Source organism: Geodermatophilus sp. SYSU D01176 (genome assembly GCF_054050015.1).
On the sequence record NZ_JBJGYN010000014.1, the window covers coordinates 67,849 to 86,425 of the forward strand.

Sequence of the window (18,577 nt, forward strand, 5' to 3'; positions counted from 1 at the left end):
CGGTCCACCCGGCCCCCGAGGATCGTGCGCGGGCCGGCGATCGGCAGGCGGAGGAGGACGTCCAGGGGAGGCCGGGTGCACCACGTCGCTGAGGCACTCCTCGCCCTCGGTGGTGCGTTCCTCGTCTGCGGCCTGGTCGCCCGGGCCGGCGTGCCCATCGGGCTGCCGACCATCCCGCTGTTCATGCTCGCCGGCGTGCTGCTGGGGCCGCACACCCCCGGGTTCGTCCTGGTCGGCGATCCGGGAGAACTCGAACTCGTCGCCCGCCTCGGCCTGGTGTTCCTGCTGTTCTACCTCGGCCTGGAGTTCTCCCTCGCTCAGCTCACCTCCGGCGGACGGCGGCTCGCGGCCGCCGCCGGCGTCTACCTGTGCCTGAACATCGGCGGCGGGCTGGCGCTGGGCTTCGCGCTGGGCTGGGGGACGTCGGAGGCGTTCGTGATCGCCGGCATCGTCGGCATCTCGTCGTCCGCCATCGTCACCAAGCTGCTGGTCGAGACCCGACGGCTCGGCAACCCCGAGACCCGCGTCATCCTCGGGATCATCGTCATCGAGGACCTGTTCCTGGCCCTCTACCTGGCCCTGCTGCAGCCGGTGCTGGGCGGTGCCTCCGGGGTGGTCGAGGCCGCGGCCGGGATCGGCATCGCCTTCGCGTTCCTGCTGGTGCTGTCCGTGGTGGCGCGGCACGGCACCCGCTGGGTCGGCGCGCTCATGCGGACGAAGGACGAGGAGATCGTCGTCGTCCTGGCCCTGGGGCTGGCGATCACCACGGCCGGCGCCGGGGAGCACCTCGGGGTCTCCGACGCCATCGGCGCGTTCATGATCGGCCTCATCCTGGCCGCCACGCCCACGGCTCGCCGGCTGCGGCAGCTGACCCATCCGCTGCGGGACGGCTTCGGCGCGATCTTCTTCTTCCACTTCGGGCTGACCATCGACGTCGGGGACGTCCTCGCCGTGCTCCCGCAGATCCTGCTCGCCGCCGGGACGACCGTCGTGCTCGCGGTGGTCGCCGGCATCGTCGCCGCCCGCCTGCACGGCCTCGGTCGGCTGGGCGCGGCGAACATCGGGTTCACCGTCCTGACCCGCGGCGAGTTCTCGCTGGTCCTCGCCTCGCTCGCGCTGGCCGCGGGCCTGGACGCCCGGCTCGGCTCGTTCGCCGCCGGCTACGTCCTCGTCCTCGCCGTCCTCGTCCTCGCCGTCCTCGGCCCGATCGCGGTCTACTCCTCCCCGCGGCTGGCCCGCGGGATCCCGCGCCGGCTCCTGCCCGGAGGTCCGGAGCCGGCAGGGCGGTCGAACGGCGTGCCGCTGGACCTGGACGTCGGCACCTCGTCCCTGCACGAGCTGGGCACCGACCTCCTGCAGGTCCGGGTTCTGCCCGGCTCCCGCCTGCACGGCGTCTACATGAGCGAGCTCCGCCTGCCCGATGGCGCCACCCCGGGGCTGCTCGCGCGCGACGGGACCACCTCCGCGGTCGCCCCCCACACCCGGCTGCGCACCGGCGACGTGCTGCTGGTCTTCACCCGCCCCGCCCAGCGCCACGACACCGAACGCCGCATCCTCGCCGTCCACCGCAGCGGCCGGCTGGCCCACTGGCTCGGAGACACCGGCACATGAGCGCACCCCCGACCGGGACGTGCCCGGACGCCTGTCCTCCTGGACCACGGTGCTGCCGGTCGTGGCGCTGCTGGTGCTGGGTGCCACCTGGGGCCGGACGCCCCCCGGCGCTCGCGGTCGTCGTGGCGCTGGTCCTGACCGGGGCCGTGCTCTCCGCCGTGCACCACGCCGAGGTCGAGGCCCACCGGGTCGGTGAGCCCTTCGGCTCCCTGGTGCTCGCGGTCGCGGTCACGGTCATCGAGGTGGCCCGCATCGTGACCCTGATGGTGTCCGGTGGACCGGAGACCGCCACGCTCGCCCGCGACACCGTCTTCGCGGCCGTGATGATCACCTGCAACGGGATCGTCGGGGTGTCGCTGCTGCTGGGTGCCCGGCGCTACGGGTTGTCGGTCTTCAACGCCGAGGGCAGCGGAGCTGCGCTGACCACCGTGGCGACCGTCGCCGCGCTGAGCCTGGTGCTCCCGACCTTGGCCCCCCGCAGCCCGGGGCCCCCGTCCCCGCCGCACGGCGGAGCCCCCGTCCCCGCCGCACGGCGGAGCCCCCGTCCCCGTCGGGAGGACGGCTGGGTGATCCGGGACGTCCCGGTCGGAACGCCGAGCGCCACCGGCCCGTTGACCCATGGGGTGGGCGTCCGCCCCGAGCTCCTCCGTCGAAGAGAGTCATGAGCCCTGATCACAGTCCCCAGGCCACGCACCCCCAGCTCGGTGAGGAGGTGCGTGGCCGGTGACGGAGGTGCTCTCGCTGCTGCTCGGTGTGCTCGTCGTCCTCGCGATCACAGCCGTCACCGGGTACTTCGTGGCCCAGGAGTTCGCCTACATGGCGGTCGACCGGGCCACGCTGGCCGCCCGGGCCGAAGCCGGTGACGGCGCGGCCCAGCGCGCGCTGACGGTCACCCGCCGGACGTCGTTCATGCTGTCGGGCGCGCAGCTGGGCATCACCGTGACGGGGCTGCTGGTCGGCTACGTCGCCGAGCCGCTGATCGGTGAGTCCCTCGGCGCGCTGCTCGGGGGGGTCGGGATCCCGACCGCCGTCAGCATCGGCACCGGTGCGGTGCTGGCACTGCTGTTCTCCACCGTCGTGCAGATGCTCTTCGGGGAGCTGTTCCCGAAGAACCTGGCCATCTCCCGCCCGGAGCCGGTGGCCCGCCGGCTCGCCGCCTCGACGGTCGTCTACCTCACGGCCTTCGGCTGGCTGATCCGGGTGTTCGACCAGGCGTCGAACCTGCTGCTGCGCGCGCTGAGGATCGAGCCGGTGCACGACGTCGAGCACGCCGCGACCGCCCGGGACCTCGAGCACATCGTCGAGGAGTCGCGCGAGAGCGGGAACCTGCCGGCGGAGCTGTCGATGCTGGTCGACCGGATCCTCGACTTCCCCGACCGGGACGTCGGGCACGCGATGGTCCCCCGGCCGCGGGTGGACACCGTGGAGGACACCGACACCCTCGGGCACCTGCGCGCGCTGATGACGCACGGCCACTCCCGCTACCCCGTGCTGGACGCCGGGACCGGTGACGTCGTCGGCGTGGTGCAGCTGGCCGACGTGCTGACCACTCTCGAGCCCGACACCGCACCGGTGACCGCCATCGCCCGCGAGTGCCCGGTCGTCTCCGCGTTCGCCTCGCTGCCCGACGCGCTGCGCCAGCTCACCGAGTCGATCGACCAGCTGGCCTGCGTCATCGACGAGTACGGCGGCTTCGCCGGCGTCATCACCCTGGAGGACCTCGCGGAGGAGCTGGTCGGCGAGATCACCGACGAGCACGACGCCGAGCACCCGGGGTACGTGCCGGTCGAGGGTGACGGCGTCTGGGAGATGGCCGGCGACGTGCACGTCGACGAGGTCGAGCGCTCCCTCGGCGTCGACCTGCCGCGCGGGCACTACGAGACGATCGCCGGCCTGGTCATCGCCGTCGCCGGCACCCTGCCCGAGCCAGGCGCCACGCTGGACGTCGGGCTGCCGCCCGACCCCGGTGACCTGGTCCACGACGACGAGCCCGCCCCCCGGGTGCTGCGCGCCCAGGTGCTCGCAGTGGAGCGGCACGTGCCGTCCCGGGTACGCCTCGAGCTGCCCGACCGCGCCGACACCGCCGGCCGCGCGACCGCTCCTGCCGAGGGGACGTCCCGATGACCGACACGCCGTGGGTGGTCGTCGCCGCGACCGTGGCCATCGTCGCGCTGTCCGCGTTCTTCGTGGCCGTGGAGTTCGCCGCGCTGGCGGCCAAGCGGCACCGGCTCGAGGAGGCCGCACCCACCAGCCGATCGGCCCGCGCCGCGCTGCGCAACTCTTCCGAGCTCACCCTGTTGCTGGCCGGCTCGCAGCTGGGCATCACCGCGGCCACCCTGGCCCTGGGTGCCATCAGCAAGCCGGCGGTGCACCACTGGCTGACCCCGCTGTTCGAGACGTCGGGGCTGCCGCTGGTCGCCGCCGACGTCGCCGGCTTCGTCCTCGCGCTGCTGGTGATCACCTTCATCCACCTCGTGGTCGGCGAGATGGCCCCGAAGTCGTGGGCGATCGCGCACCCGGAGCGCTCGGCCACCCTGCTGGCCGGGCCGATGCGGGCTTTCATGGCGGTGTTCCGTCCGCTGCTGCGGGCGCTGAACGCCGCGGCCAACGCCCTCGTCCGCGCGGTCGGCGTGCAGCCGGCCGACGAGGTCGCCGTCGGGCACAGCCCCGACGCGCTGCGCCACCTGGTGGAGCACTCGGCCAACGTCGGCGCGCTGGACGCCGGCTCCTCCGCGCAGATCTCCGGCGCCCTCGAGCTGGAGCGCATGACCGTCCGCGAGCTGGTCACCGTGGACGCGCCGCTGGCCGCGGTGCCCGCCGACGCCACCGTCGCCGCGGTGCGGGACGCGACCCGGCGCACAGGGCACCTGCGCATCCTGCTGGGGAGCCGGGACGAGCTGACCGGCGTGGTGCACGTCCGCGACACGCTCACCGCAGCCGAGGGCGCGGCCGCTGCGGAGTTCGCCCGTCCGGTGTTCGGCCTGGACGCCGGCACCACCGTGCACGCCGCTCTGAAGGCGATGCGCGAGACCCGCAACCACCTGGCCGTCGTCACCGACGACGGCGCGGTCCTCGGCGTCGTCACGCTGTCGGACGTGCTGCGCCGGCTGTTCCCCCAGCCGGCGGCGGCCGCCCGCTGACGGCGGCGCGGCCGGGCGTGCGGCGGGGTGCGTCGAGCGCGATGGGGCCGGGGCACCGGATGGCATGCCGTCCACAGCGGCCGGGTAGCAGCACCTGCATGAGCAGCGAGGACAAGATCAGCAACAAGATCGACGAACTGGCGGGCAAGGGCAAGGAGGCCGCCGGCCGTGCGACCGACAACCCCGGCCTCGAGGCCGAGGGCAGGCGCGACCAGGCCGTGAGCAACCTCAAGCAGGCCGGCGAGAAGGTCAAGGACGCCTTCAAGTAGGGCCGCCGCCCGCAGGAACGCCGTGGGTGGGGCGGTCAGCGTCCGGGCGGCGCGACGCCGGCCCCCCGCCCGGTCCGGCTGGGGTCGTCGCTGCCGACGGCGTCGTCCATCGGCACCTCCCGTGCCACGTTCGGTTGGCGCGCCGGGACCGGTGCGGCGGGCTGTGGCCGGACGGGGAGCGCCCCAGGGTCGGCGCGACCCCACTCGGTCTCCACGTCGGCGAGCAGCGCCTCGAGGTAGGCCCGCAGGTGGGTCCGGCAGGCCTGCCCGAAGGCCCGGAGGTAGGCCACCTGCTCCTCGAGCTCCGCGGTGCTCGGCTCGGACGCGTCGTCGGCGCGGGCCCGCCCGCCGGCGGTCATCCGGGCCGCGGTCTCGTGGGCGGCGTGGATGATCGCGCCGGCGTTCTCCCGCGCCTGGCGCAGTTGCTCCTCGTACTGCGCACGGGCGTCGGTGGTCATCTGCCGACTGAAGTCCTCGGCCTCGGCGACGTAGCTGTCGGCGGTCTGCTGCGCGGTCGCGAGGATGCGCACGGCCTGGTCGCTGGGTGGCTCCGGGATGGAGGCCACCACGTCGGCCGCCTGCCTCTCCAGAGCGCGCACCTGGTCGCGCAGCTCGGCCTTCTCGCTGTGCAGGCGGGCCAGCTCGTCGGCCAGCCGATCGAGCCAGCGGTCGACCTCGGCGTCGTTGTACCCGGGGCGCAGCATGGTGGCTCGGGGCAGCCGCACGTTGCGGACGTCCGCGGGGCTCAGGCGGCGCTCGGTGCGCCCCCGCCCGTTCTCGTCGACGGTCACTCGGTCACCTCTCCGTCCAGGCTGGGACCCAGCCGGCTGGGCGCGAAGACTTCGGTGCGGATGCGCTCGGGGCGGACGCCGTCCGCCAGCAGTCGTTTGGTGGTGTCCTCGACCATCAGGGCCGGCCCCGCAGCGTAGACGTCGCGGCTCGTCCACGGGCCGTCCCGCTCCACGACCTCTCCGACGTCGCCGTGCTCCAGCGTCGACTGCTCGTCGTCGGAGACGGCGAAGGTCACCGTGAGCCAGCGGTGCTCCGCCGCCAGGCGCTCCAGGTCGGCGCGGTCGTAGAGCTGTTCCTCCGTGCGGGCGCCGACGTAGAGGTCGACCCGCCGCACGGGGCCGTGCCGGGCGACCTGGTCGACCACCGCCTTGAGCGGCGCGAGGCCGGTGCCCCCGGCGACGAGCAACAGGTCGCGGTCGGACTCCTCGTCGAAGGTGATGTGGCCCAGCGGCGGCCCGAGGCGCAGCACGTCGCCGGGACCCACCCGGCGGACGAGCGCGGTGCTGACCGGGCCGCCGGCGTACGCCCGGGCGTGGATCTCCAGCAGTCCGTCCGGCCGCGGGGCGTTGGCCGGCGAGTAGTAACGCCACAGCTTGGGCCGGACGTCGGTCTCCAGGGAGACCGACTGTCCCGGCCGGTAGGGGAACTCGGGTTCGGGCCGCACCCACATGACCGCGGTGTCGATCGTGCGGCGCTCGTGCGCGACGACCTCGGCGTCCCACCACGGCGGGTCGTCGGCGGCCTCATCGGCCGCCTCGATCATCACCTTGGCGACCAGCTGGTAGGCCGCGGTCCAGTCCTGCGCCAGCTCGGGGGTCCACTCGGGGTCGAAGTGCGCCAGGGTGGCCAGCAGGCTGGCGCCGACCGCCGGGTAGTGCTCGGCGATCGTGCCGAACTTGCGGTGGTCCCGCCCCAGGTCCTGCAGGATCGGGACGAGGCGATCGAGGTCGTCCACGTAGGCCACCACGTCACCGAGCGCGCTGAACAGCCGGTCCCGCTGGTGCGCCATCGACACGGGGAACAGTTCCCGCGTCTCGGGGTGGCTCAGGAACAGGTGCGAGTAGAACCACAGCGGCGCCTCGTCGCCCGCCGCCGCCGCCTTGGCGAAACTCGCCCGCATCGCCGGGATGTCCACCAGTACCTCCGTCCCGTGCCGTCGTCCTCCTGGCCCGGGATCAGGCGTCCGCGCCGCTCCCGGGTGCGGGCTCGGTGCGGAAGTCCGCCTGCCACAGGTCGGGGCCGAACACCTCGTACTGGATGTCCCGGGCAGCGATCCCACGGTCGATGAGCGCGCTGCGCACAGCCTGCATGAACGGCAGCGGGCCGCACAGGTAGTAGGCCGCGCCGTCGGGCAGCTTGACCTCGTCGAGGTCCATCGTCCCGGCGTGCACGCCGTCGACCGGCAGAGCGCTCTGGGCGCCGGACTCGTACCAGACGTGGACGGCGGCGTTCGGCAGCGCGCGGACGTCGTCGAGCACCTGGTCGCGCAGTGCGAAGGAGGCCTCGTCGCTGTCGGCGTGCAGCAGCGTGATCGGCAGCCCGGACCCGGCGTGCCGCAGGTGGGAGAGCATGCCGGCCATCGGGGTGATGCCGATGCCCGCGCTGGCGAAGACCGCCGGCCGGGAGTCGTCGAGCACCACGTCGCCGAACGGCAGCGACATGGTCAGGGTGTCCCCGACCTGCACGCTGTCGACGAGGTGGTTGGAGACCTCGCCGTCGGGCTTCCCGTCCCCGCGGACCCGCTTGACCGAGAACTGGCGGTGCTCGCCGTCGTCGGCGCGCGTCAGGCTGTACTGCCGCGGCTGGTGGACGCCGTCGGGCATGCGCACCTTGACCGTCACGTACTGCCCCGGCAGGGAGGTCTTGACCAGCCGGTCGTCGACCCGCCGGACCCGGAAGGTGACGACCTCGTCGGTCTCGGCCGCCTTCTCCACGACCTGCCAGTCCCGCCAGACCGTCTCCGGGCGCACCCCGCGGGCGCTGTACAGACCCCGCTCCTGGTGGATGAGGGCGTAGGCCATCAGCCAGTACACCTCGTCCCAGGCGGCGGCGACCTCGGGCGTGACGGCGTCGCCGAGGACGTCGACGATCGCCCAGAACAGGTGCTCGTGCACGACCTGGTACTGGGCGGGTGAGATGCCCAGGGAGGCGTGCTTGTGCGCGATCCGGTTGAGCAGTTGCTCGGGCAGCTGCTCCGGGGTCTTCACCAGGGCGCTGGCGAACGCGGCGACCGATCCGGCGAGGGCCACCTGCTGGGTGCCCTCGGCCTGGTTGCCCCGGTTGAACACCCCGTCCAGGAGCTCGGGGTGGGCGCTGAACAGGTGGTCGTAGAACCGGCGGGCGATCTCGCCGATGTTGTCGGCGACCGGTGCCAGCGTCGCCTCCACCACCGGACGGGCGCGATCGGACAGCACGTGGACCTCCCCCTGGTGTCGCGGCGGAACGGCCGCTTGCTCGGCCGCCCGCCGCCCATCCTGCGCCAGTCGCCGGGACCGCGCCCGCCGAGATCACGATTGCCCGTGGGACGGGCGCGACGCCTGTGACGGGTGCACTCGACACGCTGCCCCCGGTTGCCGCCCGAGCCCCCGCCCGCTGGCGACCCTGGGGCCATGACTCTCGCCTACTCCTACGGGACCGCTCACGCCGTCGTGATGGTCGGCTCGGTGGGCAGCGCGGAGGGCCTCGTCCCGCGGCAGATCGGGCCGGCGCACGCGACCATCGGCAAGGTGAACGGCCGCAGCCGCAAGGCGCTGTGCGGCGCCTACGTCGCGGTCGACGAGCAGACCGTGTGGCCGCCGGAGGACTACGACAGCTCCCAGCTGTGTGCGGAGTGCGCGGCGCTCGCCGTCCTCTGACCCGGCCTCGGCCGCCTCGCCCGGCCGGGCGGCGCCCTCCTCCCTCTCAGCCCCGTGCCGGGGGGAGCTGTCCGGCTGCGGCCAGGATGCGTCCGGCGTTCGCCGGTGCGAAGAAGTCGGCCGGTGACTCGACCCCGGCGTTGACCCGCGCGAACTGGTCCATCGCCTCCTGGTTGCCGTGGGCGGCGGCGAGCAGCCGCTGGAGGTCCGGCGGCGGTGGCTGCAGCGAGGCGAACCCGAGGGTGAACTCGTACATGGCCGCGACCTGCTCGTCCCGTCTCGACCGGTACTCCTCCATGGCGGCGTCGAAGGGCCGGTCCCCGGAGAGGACGTCGTGCAGTGCCGTGGCGCAGAGTTCGGCGTCCCGGAAGGCGTCCTGGATCCCCTGGGCGGTCACGAAGTCCTTGGTGTAGCCGGCGTCGCCCACCAGCGCCCAGCCGGGCCCGTGGGGCCTGCGGAAGAAGTTGGGCACCACGGCGCCCACCAGGCGTTCCTCGCGAGTGGCCGCGCGGACCCGGTCGGCGAACCGCGGCGCCAGGTCGAGGGTCCGCAGGTAGGCGCCCTCGAGGTCCCTCTTGTTCGCCTCGAACTCCGCGTACGGCCACCCGGCGATGACGAGCGCCAGGTCGTCGTTGGTCGGCCACGCGGCGAACGCCCGGTTCGGGCGGTCGTACGCCTCGAACCGGCCGTCCATCGGCAGACCGCTCCAGTAGGTGTAGTAGCCGCAGAGGAGCGGTGGCTGGTCGCGGTACTGCTCCGGCCGTACGGCACGGGCCACGAGCGAGTGCAGGCCGTCCGCGCCGACCACCACCCGGGCGCGCTCGGTGACGGCCCGGCGGTCGTCCCTGCCGTGGCCTCGGACCCCGACGACCGATCCGTCCTCGACGACGAGGTCGTCGACCGTGAAGCGCTCCCGGACCTCCGCTCCCGCCTCGGCCGCCGCCTCGACCAGCAACTGGTCCAGGACCGTCCGGCGCGGGGCGTACGCGACGGGCGAGTCGGGGGTCCCCGGTGCCCCGGAGAGCGTGAAGTCACCGAAGTCGAACGCGTACGTGCCGATCGGCGGACACCCGGTGGCGAGGACACGGTCGAGGAGCCCCCAGCGCCGGAGCGCGGCGACCCCCGGGGGGTGGACCAGGTGCGTGGAGACCGTGTCGCTGGGGAAGGCCGACCGGTCGACGACCAGCACGCGGTGCCCCTGGCGGGCCAGCAGCATCGCAGTGGGAGACCCGGCACACCGCGCGCCGACGACGATGACGTCGTACCGGTCCTCGCCCATGTCGCACCGCCCAGGCGTGAGATCCCCGGACGCAGCAGGTCCCTGCGGAGAGAACGGTAGCGCCGGATCGCCCGGGGGTGACCGGCTGCGTGCGCCCGGGGAGCGGCGGTCAGCCCCCGGCCACCGACGGCAGCACCTGGACGACCGCGCCGTCGGAGACCGGGGTGTCCAGGCCCCCGGAGAACCGGACGTCGCCGCCGTCGACGTAGACGTTGACGAACCGGCGCACCGCACCGGCCTCGTCCCGGATCCGGCGGCCCAGCAGCGGGTGGACGGCGTCCAGCGTGTCCAGCAGGTCGGCCAGCGTGCCGCCGCCGGGCTCGACCTCCAGGTGCTTGGCGCCGCCGGCCAGGTCGGCCAGCACCCCGGGCAGCACCACCTCGACCGCCATGGTCAGATCCGGGCGGCGCGGACGACGAGCACGTCCGGCAGGTGGTCGGCGACCAGGGTGAAGGTGTCGCCCTCGTCGGCACTGGCGTAGACGCAGCCGTCCCGGGTGCCGACGTAGAGGCCGGTCGGGTCGCCCTCGTCGGCGCAGAAGCCGTCCCGCATGACCGCCGCCCAGAACCGGTCCGGCAGGCCCGCGCCCAGCTCCGTCCAGGTCTCCCCCGCGTCCCGGGTGCGGTGCACGCGCAGCCGGCCCCCCGGCGGCACCCGCTGCATGTCGGCCACCAGCGGCACCACCCAGGCCGTGCCCGGGGTGGACGGCGAGGCGACGACGGGGAAGCCGAAGTCGGCGGGCAGGCCCTCGGCGATCGACGTCCAGGCCTTCCCGGCGTCGTCGGTGCGGAAGACGCCGAAGTGGTTCTGCGCGTACATCCGCTCGGGACCGGACGCGTCGACGGCGACCTTGTGCACGCACTGGCCGTACTCGGGCGGGGGCTCGGGCAGGAAGACGGCGCTGATGCCGGAGTTGCGCGGCGTCCAGCCGGTGGCGCCGTCCTCGCTCACGTAGACCCCGCCGGTGCTCATCGCGATGGTCACCCGGTCCGAGGCGGGGTCGGGCAGCACGGTGTGCACCGCCCCTCCCCCGCCGCCGGGCTCCCAGGTCGGCCGGTGCGGGTGGTCCCACAGGCCGCGGACCAGGTCGAACGTGCAGCCACCGTCGGTGCTGCGCCACAGCGAGTGCGGCTCGCAGCCGGCCCACACGACGTCGGGCCGCCCGACGCTGTCGGGGCGCAGCTGCCAGACGCGGGCCAGGGCCGCCCCGGTGTCCTCGGGGAAGCGGATGGCGCCGGCCTCGGTCTCCTGCCAGGTCGCGCCGAGGTCGTCGGACCGCATGACCGTCGGCCCCCAGTGCCCGTACTGGATGCCGGCCAGCACGCGCGGGGACGGGCCTCGGGTGTCGATCGAGACGGCCGCGACCTCCTGGGCGAGCAGGTGCGGGTCGCCCAGGGTCCAGGTGCGGCGGTCGTCGTCGCTGCGGGCCAGCCACAGGCCCTTGCGCGTGCCGATGGCGAGCAGGTCGGTCATGGCGCCCTCCGGGGGTCGGCGGGGCGCGACGCGCCCCTCGGACGGTCAGACCGTCCGAGGGGCGAGAACTCAGCGGCGGGTTGCCCCGCCGGTCGGCTGGTCGGGACCGGGGGCATCGGTGGTGCGCCCGTCGGCCACGTGGCCGTCGGTGGTGCGCCCGTCGGCGTGCCGGCCGTGCTGGTCGGCCAGGCCCGGTGCCAGCTTCTCGGCCTTGGCGCGCAGCTGCTCGGCCGCGGAGGCGTGCTCGCCGGCGCGGGCCGCCCGCTCCCGGGCCTCCTGCTCGGCCAGCCGGGTCCGCTCCTCGACCTCGGCGCGTTCGCGCCGGGCGCGGGCCGCCTGCTCCTCGGCGGCCGCCTGCTCCTTCTCCGCCTGCGCCCTGCGGAGCTCGGCCTCGCGCAGGTGGTCGCGGGCCTGCTCCCGCTTGCGGGCCCCGTTGATCCGATTGCGCTTCGCCATGGCGAGAGCCAGCGCAGCCAGCAACGCGACGACGACCACGACGATCAGCACGATCACCCAGGTGTCCACGACACTCTCCTCGCGCTCGGGGGACGGAGGTGATCATTCCCCGGGCGTGGCGCGGGGAAACGCTCAGGTGAGCGCGCTGCCGGCCCGCCACTCCTCCCAGGGGATGGTCCAGTCGTAGACGTCCGAGCGCAGCGTCCCGGCGTCGGAGCCGCGGATCTCCACGACGTCGCCGGGCTGGGAGAAGTCGAAGAACCAGCGGGCGTTCTCGGTGGAGAGGTTGATGCAGCCGTGCGAGACGTTCTCACGGCCCTGCTGGGCCACCGACCAGGGCGCGGCGTGCACGAACTCGCCGCTGTCGGAGATGCGGACGGCGTACTCCACGGGCGTGCGGTACCCGTCGGGGCTGTCGACCGGGACGCCGTAGGTGCTGGAGTCCATGACGCGGTGGCGGTTCAGCTCGGTGACCACGTGCGCGCCGTTGTAGCTCGGGTTGTCCGGGCTGCCGGCGCTCATCGGGAAGGTCTGCACCAGCTGGTCGCCGTCATAGACCTCCATCTGGTGGGTGTCCGCGTCGGCGATCGACACGTGCCGCTCGCCGATGCGGAAGGAGACCGTGCGGTCGGTCTCGCCCCACACCCCGTTGCCCAGGTGGACGCCGTAGAGGTCGGCCTCGAGCGTGACGTCGGTGTTCTCGGGCCAGTACGCCGACGGGCGGAAGTGCACCTCGGTGTCGCTGAACCAGTTCCAGACCCCGTCGGTCGGGGTCGAGCTCTCCACCTCGAGCCGGTCCTCGACGGCGGCCTTCTCGGTGACCGGCTCGTCGAAGTAGACGCGGATGGGCATGCCGACGCCGACGGTCTGCCCGTCCAGCGGTCCGATGGACGGCGTCAGCTGCTCCTCGGGGGTGACGGTGGTGAAGGTGGTCGCGGCCTCGGCGGGCGCGCTCTCCCCCTCGGCGGTGGCGGTCAGCGTGTAGGTGGCGCCGTAGGACAGCGGGGTGTCCGGCGTCCAGACGTCGACGGCCGGGTCCTCGGGTGAGTCGGCCACCGAGCCGGGCACCTCGGCGCCGGCACCGTCGACGACGGCCACCGCGGTCAGCTCGCCGTCGGTGACGGAGATCTCCAGGGGGACCGTCGGTGAGACGTCGGTCGCACCGTCGGCCGGCGAGACCTCGACCGCGACCGGCCCCGGCTGCGCGGTCGTCGGCGCCGCCGCCGTCGCGTCGTCCCCGCTACCTCGGCAGCCGGCCAGCAGGACCAGTGCCGTCGCCGTGACCAGCGCCGACGTCCCTCTCATCGCGATCCCCTCCGCGTCCTGGGCAGCCGTCATCCCGCGACGACCGTTGCACCGACCCACCAGTGTCCACGTCGGCATCGCGACGGCAGCGGCCGTCGAGCTGCGGGACCACCTCGCCGGCCGACCGGAGGGCGCTGGTATCGTTCTCGGCTGTCGCCCGGCGCAACCGGAAGACACGCGCCATTAGCTCAATTGGCAGAGCAGCTGACTCTTAATCAGCGGGTTCGGGGTTCGAGTCCCTGATGGCGCACCCACCTCGACCAGCGGCTCCTCCCTCACGGGACGGGGCCGCTCCGTCGTTCCGGGGTCCGGCCGGCGGTGTGCGCAGATGCGTCGTCTCCAGCGCCGGAACTGCGCACCAGCGCACACCGTGTCCCGCACCTCCCCCGTTCGGGCTCTCACCGGCCGGATCGCTGGCGCGCCGCCACCGGACCTGCGGAGATCCCCGCAGACCGACCTCACCTACGACGGGGGATCCATGACCTTCGGCAACGCCGTGCGCAGCGTCTCCCACCAGTACGCCGGGCTCACCGGCCGGGCCCGCCGCTCGGAGTACTGGTACTTCGTCCTGTTCACGGTCCTCGTGTACGTGGCCGCCGCGGTGGTCGACGCCGTGCTCGGCATCCCGGTGTTCACCATGCTGACGGTGCTGGCGCTGCTCGTGCCCACGCTGGCGGTCAGCGTGCGGCGGCTGCACGACACCGGCCGCGGCGGCTGGTGGGTGCTGCTGTCCCTGGTGCCGTTCGGCGGCATCGTGCTTCTCGTCTTCGACTGCCTCGACAGCGAGCCGGGACCGAACCGCTTCGGCCCCTCGCCCAAGCAGCCCGTCGGCGGCCCCGCGTGGCCGCAGCAGCCGCCGGCCGCCTGGTCCTGACCGACCCGGCGGCACGCACGAGGGCGGTCTCCCCGGTCGGGGGCCGCCCTCGTCGCCATCCGGCCCCACCGGACCGCTCAGCCGCCGTCCCACCACCGGACAGCGGCCTCGGCCGGGGTCAGGCCGTCGAGCTCCACGGAGCGGTTGAGCTCCACGAGCTCCTCGGTGGTCAGCCGCGCGCTCACCGCGTCGAACGCGCCCTGCAGACCGTCCCAGCGCTCCAGGACGTCGGTGCGGACCAGTGGCACGACGTTCTCGTGCGGCTGGAGTCCCCGGTCGTCGGCCAGCAGCACGACCGGCGCGACCGCGAGCCGGGCGTCGGTCGTCTCGAGCAGGCCGACGTCGATCCGGCCCGCCACCAGCGCCTCCACCGTCGCCACCCGCGAGGGCATGGCCATCACCTCGCCGAACTCCAGGCCGTAGACCTCCCGCAGGCCCTGCAGGCAGAACGGCCGCTCCGGGCACTCCGGGGGGCCGCCGAAGCGCAGCCGGGGCGCCAGCGGGGCCAGGTCCGACAGCCGCTGGACGCCGTGCTCCCGGGCGAAGGACGTGGTCACGGCGAAGCCGTTCTGGTCCTCGGCCGCGGCCGCCCGGAGCACCGTCACGCCGTGCGGCCCGAGGGTGAGCCGCAGCGCGGCGTGCAGCTCGCCGGGCGAGCGTTCGCCGGGCGCGGTCTCCGGGCGGGCGAAGGCCAGCGCCGTGCCGAGGTAGTCGATGACGACGTGCACCACGCCCTGCCGCAGCGCCGGCGCGACGACCTCCCGGGTGCCGATGCCGTGGTCCACCACGACGGGCAGGCCGGCCCGGCGGGCGCCCTCGGCGTACACCTCCGCGAGGATCTGGTTCTCGTGGAAGTCGTAGGAGGCGATCCGGACGACCTCGGCCGTCGGCTGTGCCGCCGGGGACGGTGCCGCGGCCGGGCCGCCGCAGGCGGGCACCAGCGCGATCAGCAGGAGGACCGCCAGGACGCCCGCGGGCCGGGCACGGCGAGGTCGCACGGCGCCTCCTCCCCCACGCCGGGGTGTGCTCCCCGCGCAACGTAGCCGGAACCGGGACCAAAGGAGATGGTCACCACCCGCCTCCGGGGGCAGCGTTCGGCGGTATGGCCTCCCTGCCGCAGGCGCCGCTGCAGACGGCGCCCCCGCGACCGGGCGTCCGGCCGGCGCCGCCGCCCATCGCGCGCGTGCGCCGACGGCGGCGACCCTCCGGGGAGCCCCCACCGCTGCCCCGCCACCTCAACGCGTCGGGCAAGTGGTGGCTGGGCCTGAGCGCCGCGGTCGTCGTGCTGTGGGTCGTGGGCATCGTCACCGGGAGCAACGCCGTGGTCGACCTGGTCGACACCCGCGTGCTGCAGGCGATCAGCCAGGTGCGCTCGCCCGGCCTCACCCGGGTCGCGGAGGTCGCCGGCGGGCTGGCGACCCCGGTCGCGGTCAAGACCATCTGGCTGGTCACCATCGTGGTCCTCGTGGCGTCCCGGCGGTGGCGACACCTGCTGGTGTGGCTCGGGGTCTGCCTGCTGGTGCCCACCCTCGCCACCACGGCCGCCACCACGCTGCAGCGGCCCCGGCCCTACGGGGTGGAGATCCTCGGCCCGTGGTCGGGCTTCGCCATGCCGTCGGTGCCGATGACCGTGCTCACGGCCTCGCTGGTCGGCACCGTCTACGCGCTGGTCCCCGCCGGGCGGTGGCGGACGGTCGGCAAGTGGGTCGTCGTCGTCGTGCTCGCGGGAACCGCGGCGTCCCGGCTGTACCTGGCGCAGGACCACCCCACCGACGTGCTCGCCGGCGTGGTCCTCGGCGTGGCCGCACCGCTGTCGGCGTTCCGGCTGCTCACGCCGAACGAGGTCTACCCGGTGCGGTACCGCCGCGGGAGCCCCGCCCACCTGGACATGACCGGCGGCCGCGGCCAGGCGATCGTCCGCGCCCTGCAGGACCAGCTCGGCCTGGTCGCCACGCAGGTAACCCCCTTCGGCCTGGCCGGGTCCGGCGGCTCCACCCCGCTGAAGATCACGGTCAAGGCCGACCCCGGGCGCAGCGAGGGCGAGAGCTGCGTCTTCGGCAAGCTCTACGCGGCGACCCACCTGCGCTCCGACCGCTGGTTCAAGCTCGGCCGCACGCTGCTGTACGGGCGGCTCGAGGACGAGAAGCCGTACCACAGCGTCCGGCGCCTGGTGCAGTACGAGGACTACGTCCTCCGCCTGCTGTGGGACGCCGGGCTGCCCGTGCCGCACCCGATGGGGATCGTGGAGATCACCCCGGAGCGCGAGTACCTGCTCGTCGCCGAGTTCCTGACCGGGGCACGCGAGATCGGCGACCCCGACGTCGTCGTCGACGACGGGGTCATCGACCAGGGCCTGACCGTGGTGCGCCGGATGTGGGAGATCGGGGTGGCGCACCGCGACGTCAAGCCGGCCAACGTGCTGGTCCGCGACGGGACGCTGTTCCTCATCGACTCGGCGTTCGCCGAGGTGCGGCCGAGCCCGTGGCGGCAGGCGGTCGACCTCGCCAACATGATGCTGGTCCTGGCCCTCCGCACCGACGCGGCACGGGTGTACCGCCGCGCCCGCCTGCACTTCTCCGACGAGGAGATCGCGGAGGCCTTCGCCGCGACCCGCGGGCTGACCATGCCCAGCCAGCTGCGGCGGATGCTGCGGCAGCAGGGCCGGGACCTGCACGCGGAGTTCCTCGGGCTGCTGCCCTACCGGCTGCCGGCGGTACGGATCCAGCGCTGGTCCTGGCGACGGGCGGGCCTGACCGCGGCCACCCTGCTGGGCCTGGCGCTCGCCTCCGGCCTCGCCCTCAACGTGATCATGCGGCCCCCGCTGTGAGACCCCGGTGGCTGCCCCCCGCAGCGGCCCTCGCGGCCGCCCTGCTGGCCGGGTGCGCGGCGCCGGCGTCCCTGGGCAGCGACGAGCTGGCCTGCCGGGCCGGGGACCGCGGCGAGCCCGCCAGCGGGGTGGTCCTCATGGCGCAGGCGGTGCCCTCCGCGTCCTGGCTGCCGTGCCTGGACGCCGTCCCGCTGGGCTGGCACCTGGCCGGTGTCGAGATCCGCAACGGCTCCGGCGAGTTCTGGCTGGACTCCGACCGGGACGGCGTCCGGGCCATCGAGGCGCGGCTGACCGCGTCCTGCGACACCCGGGACGCCACCGAGATCCCGAGCGACCGGGAGGGTCTCCGCCGCTTCGAGCAGGTGGTCCAGGTCCGACCCCGGTACGTCGGCACCCGGTTCTACGTCTTCGACGGGGGGTGCCTCGCCATGGTCTTCCAGCTCTCCGGCGACTACCGCGCCGAGCCCCTGGCGGTGGCCACCGAGAGCATCGACGCGGTGCCCCGCGCGGACGTGGCGGCGCACGTGCACGAGCAGAGCGGCGGCCGGCTGCACCTCGACGGCCCTGCGGCGCAGGACGGGACGCCGTGACCGCCGCCGCACCGGTCGCCGAGCAGCGGTCCGGCCGGCCACGGTGGCGCCGGGTGCTGGGGGCGCTGCTGTCGGTCGCGCTCGTCGTCGCCGTCTTCGCGTGGTTCCTGCCGCAGTTCACCAGCCTGTCCGACGTCTGGACCGCGGTCCGGGGCATGACCACCGTCGAGGTCGCCGTCCTGCTGCTGGCCGCCGTCTGGAACCTCGCCACGTACCAGTTCGTGATGGTCGCGACGATGCCGGGCCTGACCCTGCGGCAGGCCACCGTCTCCATCCAGACGACGACGGCGGTGGCCAACACCGTGGTCGGTGGCGCGGCCCTCGCCCTGGGACTGACCTACGCGATGAACGCCTCGTGGGGCTTCTCCCGGTCCCGCACGTCGGTGTCCCTGCTGGTCTCGGGGCTGTGGAACAACTTCGTCAAGCTGGGGATGCCGGTCCTCGCCCTCTCCCTGCTGGCCTTCTCCTCCCCACCGAGCGCCGGCCGCCTGGCCGCGGGCCTGGCCGGCGTGGCCGGGTTGGTGGCCTCCGTGGTGGTCCTCGGCCTGCTGCTGCGCAGCCGGGAGACCGCGGCCCGCATCGGGACGGTCGCCGGCCGGGCCGCCTCGGCGCTGCTGCGCCTCGTGCACCGTCCGCCGGTGCACGGCTGGGAGCGGGCCACGAGCAGGTTCCGCGACCGGACCGCGCTGCTGCTGCACGCCCGCTGGCACTGGATCACGCTGGCCACCGTCGTCAGCCACCTCTCGCTGTTCCTCGTCCTGCTGCTCGCGCTGCGGTTCGCCGGGGTGAGCGGCAGCGCGGTCGGCTGGACCGAGGCGCTGGCCGTCTTCGCCTTCGCCCGGCTGCTCACCGCCGTCCCGTTCACCCCGGGCGGGCTCGGCGTGGTCGAGCTGGCCCTGATCACCGGGTTGTCCGCGGCCGGCGGGGCCCGCGCCTCGGTGGCCGCGGCGGTCCTGGTCTACCGCGCCCTGACCTACGTCCTCCCCATCCCGCTCGGCCTGGCCACCTACGTCTTCTGGCGGCGGAACAGGTCGTGGCGGCGGACGCCGAACTCCGCGCCGCGCACGGAGCTGGTCCCGGAGACGGTGTAGCCGCCGCTGGCAGGA

19 protein-coding genes and 1 tRNA gene are annotated in these 18,577 nt (G+C 74.3%); 11 read left to right on the top strand and 9 right to left on the bottom strand.

Annotated elements, in window-relative coordinates; translation table 11 throughout:
- Positions 1–75: 75 nt before the first annotated feature.
- From ACI78Z_RS10200 to ACI78Z_RS10220, 5 genes are all read left to right on the top strand, one after another.
- A complete protein-coding gene (locus ACI78Z_RS10200) occupies positions 76–1,611 on the top strand; it encodes a cation:proton antiporter domain-containing protein (RefSeq protein WP_457036420.1) in 1,536 nt (511 codons plus the stop codon).
- A 122-nt stretch (positions 1,612–1,733) separates the two neighbouring features.
- The gene (locus tag ACI78Z_RS10205; RefSeq protein ID WP_457036421.1) at positions 1,734–2,276 is read left to right on the top strand and encodes a hypothetical protein; all 543 of its coding nucleotides are present in this window, start codon (positions 1,734–1,736) and stop codon (positions 2,274–2,276) included.
- A 58-nt stretch (positions 2,277–2,334) separates the two neighbouring features.
- The gene (locus ACI78Z_RS10210; RefSeq protein ID WP_457036422.1) at positions 2,335–3,735 is read left to right on the top strand and encodes a hemolysin family protein; all 1,401 of its coding nucleotides are present in this window, start codon (positions 2,335–2,337) and stop codon (positions 3,733–3,735) included.
- The gene (locus tag ACI78Z_RS10215) at positions 3,732–4,751 is read left to right on the top strand and encodes a CNNM domain-containing protein (protein ID WP_457036423.1); all 1,020 of its coding nucleotides are present in this window, start codon (positions 3,732–3,734) and stop codon (positions 4,749–4,751) included. The genes ACI78Z_RS10210 and ACI78Z_RS10215 overlap by 4 nt, the downstream gene beginning before the upstream one ends.
- Positions 4,752–4,810: 59 nt before the next feature.
- The gene (locus ACI78Z_RS10220) at positions 4,811–5,020 is read left to right on the top strand and encodes a CsbD family protein (RefSeq protein WP_457036424.1); all 210 of its coding nucleotides are present in this window, start codon (positions 4,811–4,813) and stop codon (positions 5,018–5,020) included.
- Between the two features lie 35 nt (positions 5,021–5,055).
- On the opposite strand, the gene ACI78Z_RS10225 is transcribed toward ACI78Z_RS10220, so the two are convergent.
- The 3 genes from ACI78Z_RS10225 to ACI78Z_RS10235 are packed head-to-tail and all read right to left on the bottom strand — an operon-like array spanning position 5,056 to position 8,226.
- Complete coding sequence (locus ACI78Z_RS10225) at positions 5,056–5,811, bottom strand: DivIVA domain-containing protein (protein WP_457036425.1); 756 nt, start codon at positions 5,809–5,811, stop codon at positions 5,056–5,058.
- A complete protein-coding gene (locus ACI78Z_RS10230; protein WP_457036426.1) occupies positions 5,808–6,947 on the bottom strand; it encodes a globin domain-containing protein in 1,140 nt (379 codons plus the stop codon). The genes ACI78Z_RS10225 and ACI78Z_RS10230 overlap by 4 nt, the downstream gene beginning before the upstream one ends.
- A gap of 40 nt (positions 6,948–6,987) precedes the next feature.
- Positions 6,988–8,226: a globin domain-containing protein gene (locus ACI78Z_RS10235; protein ID WP_457036427.1), complete on the bottom strand. Its 1,239-nt coding sequence runs from the start codon at positions 8,224–8,226 to the stop codon at positions 6,988–6,990.
- 195 nt (positions 8,227–8,421) lie between these two features.
- Here ACI78Z_RS10235 and ACI78Z_RS10240 point away from each other — a divergent pair, with 195 nt between their 5' ends.
- Positions 8,422–8,667, top strand: coding sequence for a hypothetical protein (locus ACI78Z_RS10240; RefSeq protein WP_457036428.1), 246 nt, complete (start codon positions 8,422–8,424; stop codon positions 8,665–8,667).
- A 46-nt stretch (positions 8,668–8,713) separates the two neighbouring features.
- Here ACI78Z_RS10240 and ACI78Z_RS10245 read toward each other — a convergent pair whose 3' ends face one another.
- From ACI78Z_RS10245 to ACI78Z_RS10265, 5 genes are all read right to left on the bottom strand, one after another.
- A complete protein-coding gene (locus ACI78Z_RS10245) occupies positions 8,714–9,946 on the bottom strand; it encodes an NAD(P)/FAD-dependent oxidoreductase (protein ID WP_457036429.1) in 1,233 nt (410 codons plus the stop codon).
- A 109-nt stretch (positions 9,947–10,055) separates the two neighbouring features.
- Positions 10,056–10,337, bottom strand: coding sequence for a MoaD/ThiS family protein (locus ACI78Z_RS10250; protein WP_457036430.1), 282 nt, complete (start codon positions 10,335–10,337; stop codon positions 10,056–10,058).
- A gap of 2 nt (positions 10,338–10,339) precedes the next feature.
- The gene (locus ACI78Z_RS10255; protein ID WP_457036431.1) at positions 10,340–11,419 is read right to left on the bottom strand and encodes a WD40/YVTN/BNR-like repeat-containing protein; all 1,080 of its coding nucleotides are present in this window, start codon (positions 11,417–11,419) and stop codon (positions 10,340–10,342) included.
- A gap of 69 nt (positions 11,420–11,488) precedes the next feature.
- Positions 11,489–11,944 carry a hypothetical protein gene (locus ACI78Z_RS10260; RefSeq protein ID WP_457036432.1) on the bottom strand — a complete coding sequence of 152 codons (456 nt, stop codon included), beginning with the start codon at positions 11,942–11,944 and terminating at the stop codon, positions 11,489–11,491.
- Between the two features lie 63 nt (positions 11,945–12,007).
- Positions 12,008–13,213 (bottom strand): L,D-transpeptidase, encoded by a 1,206-nt coding sequence (locus tag ACI78Z_RS10265; protein WP_457036433.1) that lies wholly within the window; start codon positions 13,211–13,213, stop codon positions 12,008–12,010.
- A gap of 144 nt (positions 13,214–13,357) precedes the next feature.
- Here ACI78Z_RS10265 and ACI78Z_RS10270 point away from each other — a divergent pair.
- Both ACI78Z_RS10270 and ACI78Z_RS10275 read left to right on the top strand, forming a co-directional pair.
- Positions 13,358–13,430, top strand: a tRNA-Lys gene (locus ACI78Z_RS10270).
- Positions 13,431–13,658: 228 nt separating this feature from the next.
- Entirely contained in the window at positions 13,659–14,054 is a 396-nt protein-coding gene (locus ACI78Z_RS10275; RefSeq protein WP_457036434.1) for a DUF805 domain-containing protein, read from the top strand.
- 77 nt (positions 14,055–14,131) lie between these two features.
- Here ACI78Z_RS10275 and ACI78Z_RS10280 read toward each other — a convergent pair whose 3' ends face one another.
- Positions 14,132–15,052: an ABC transporter substrate-binding protein gene (locus ACI78Z_RS10280; protein ID WP_457036435.1), complete on the bottom strand. Its 921-nt coding sequence runs from the start codon at positions 15,050–15,052 to the stop codon at positions 14,132–14,134.
- A gap of 104 nt (positions 15,053–15,156) precedes the next feature.
- On the opposite strand from ACI78Z_RS10280, the gene ACI78Z_RS10285 reads away from it, so the two are divergent.
- The 3 genes from ACI78Z_RS10285 to ACI78Z_RS10295 are packed head-to-tail and all read left to right on the top strand — an operon-like array spanning position 15,157 to position 18,562.
- Positions 15,157–16,881, top strand: a complete 1,725-nt coding sequence (locus ACI78Z_RS10285; protein WP_457036436.1) for a phosphatase PAP2 family protein — start codon at positions 15,157–15,159, stop codon at positions 16,879–16,881.
- The gene (locus tag ACI78Z_RS10290; RefSeq protein WP_457036437.1) at positions 16,878–17,471 is read left to right on the top strand and encodes a hypothetical protein; all 594 of its coding nucleotides are present in this window, start codon (positions 16,878–16,880) and stop codon (positions 17,469–17,471) included. Before ACI78Z_RS10285 ends, ACI78Z_RS10290 begins: the two co-directional genes overlap by 4 nt.
- A complete protein-coding gene (locus ACI78Z_RS10295) occupies positions 17,468–18,562 on the top strand; it encodes a lysylphosphatidylglycerol synthase transmembrane domain-containing protein (protein ID WP_457036438.1) in 1,095 nt (364 codons plus the stop codon). The genes ACI78Z_RS10290 and ACI78Z_RS10295 overlap by 4 nt, the downstream gene beginning before the upstream one ends.
- Positions 18,563–18,577 lie beyond the last annotated feature (15 nt).

Excerpts from the sequence above, each read along its gene's own strand:
- ACI78Z_RS10215 (WP_457036423.1), top strand. The coding sequence starts at position 3,732 with ATGACCGACACGCCGTGGGTGGTCGTCGCCGCGACCGTGGCCATCGTC.
- ACI78Z_RS10220 (WP_457036424.1), top strand. The coding sequence starts at position 4,811 with ATGGCATGCCGTCCACAGCGGCCGGGTAGCAGCACCTGCATGAGCAGC.
- ACI78Z_RS10240 (WP_457036428.1), top strand. The coding sequence starts at position 8,422 with ATGACTCTCGCCTACTCCTACGGGACCGCTCACGCCGTCGTGATGGTC.
- ACI78Z_RS10245 (WP_457036429.1), bottom strand. The coding sequence starts at position 9,946 with ATGGGCGAGGACCGGTACGACGTCATCGTCGTCGGCGCGCGGTGTGCC.
- ACI78Z_RS10250 (WP_457036430.1), bottom strand. The coding sequence starts at position 10,337 with ATGGCGGTCGAGGTGGTGCTGCCCGGGGTGCTGGCCGACCTGGCCGGC.
- ACI78Z_RS10255 (WP_457036431.1), bottom strand. The coding sequence starts at position 11,419 with ATGACCGACCTGCTCGCCATCGGCACGCGCAAGGGCCTGTGGCTGGCC.
- ACI78Z_RS10265 (WP_457036433.1), bottom strand. The coding sequence starts at position 13,213 with ATGACGGCTGCCCAGGACGCGGAGGGGATCGCGATGAGAGGGACGTCG.
- ACI78Z_RS10275 (WP_457036434.1), top strand. The coding sequence starts at position 13,659 with ATGACCTTCGGCAACGCCGTGCGCAGCGTCTCCCACCAGTACGCCGGG.
- ACI78Z_RS10285 (WP_457036436.1), top strand. The coding sequence starts at position 15,157 with ATGGCCTCCCTGCCGCAGGCGCCGCTGCAGACGGCGCCCCCGCGACCG.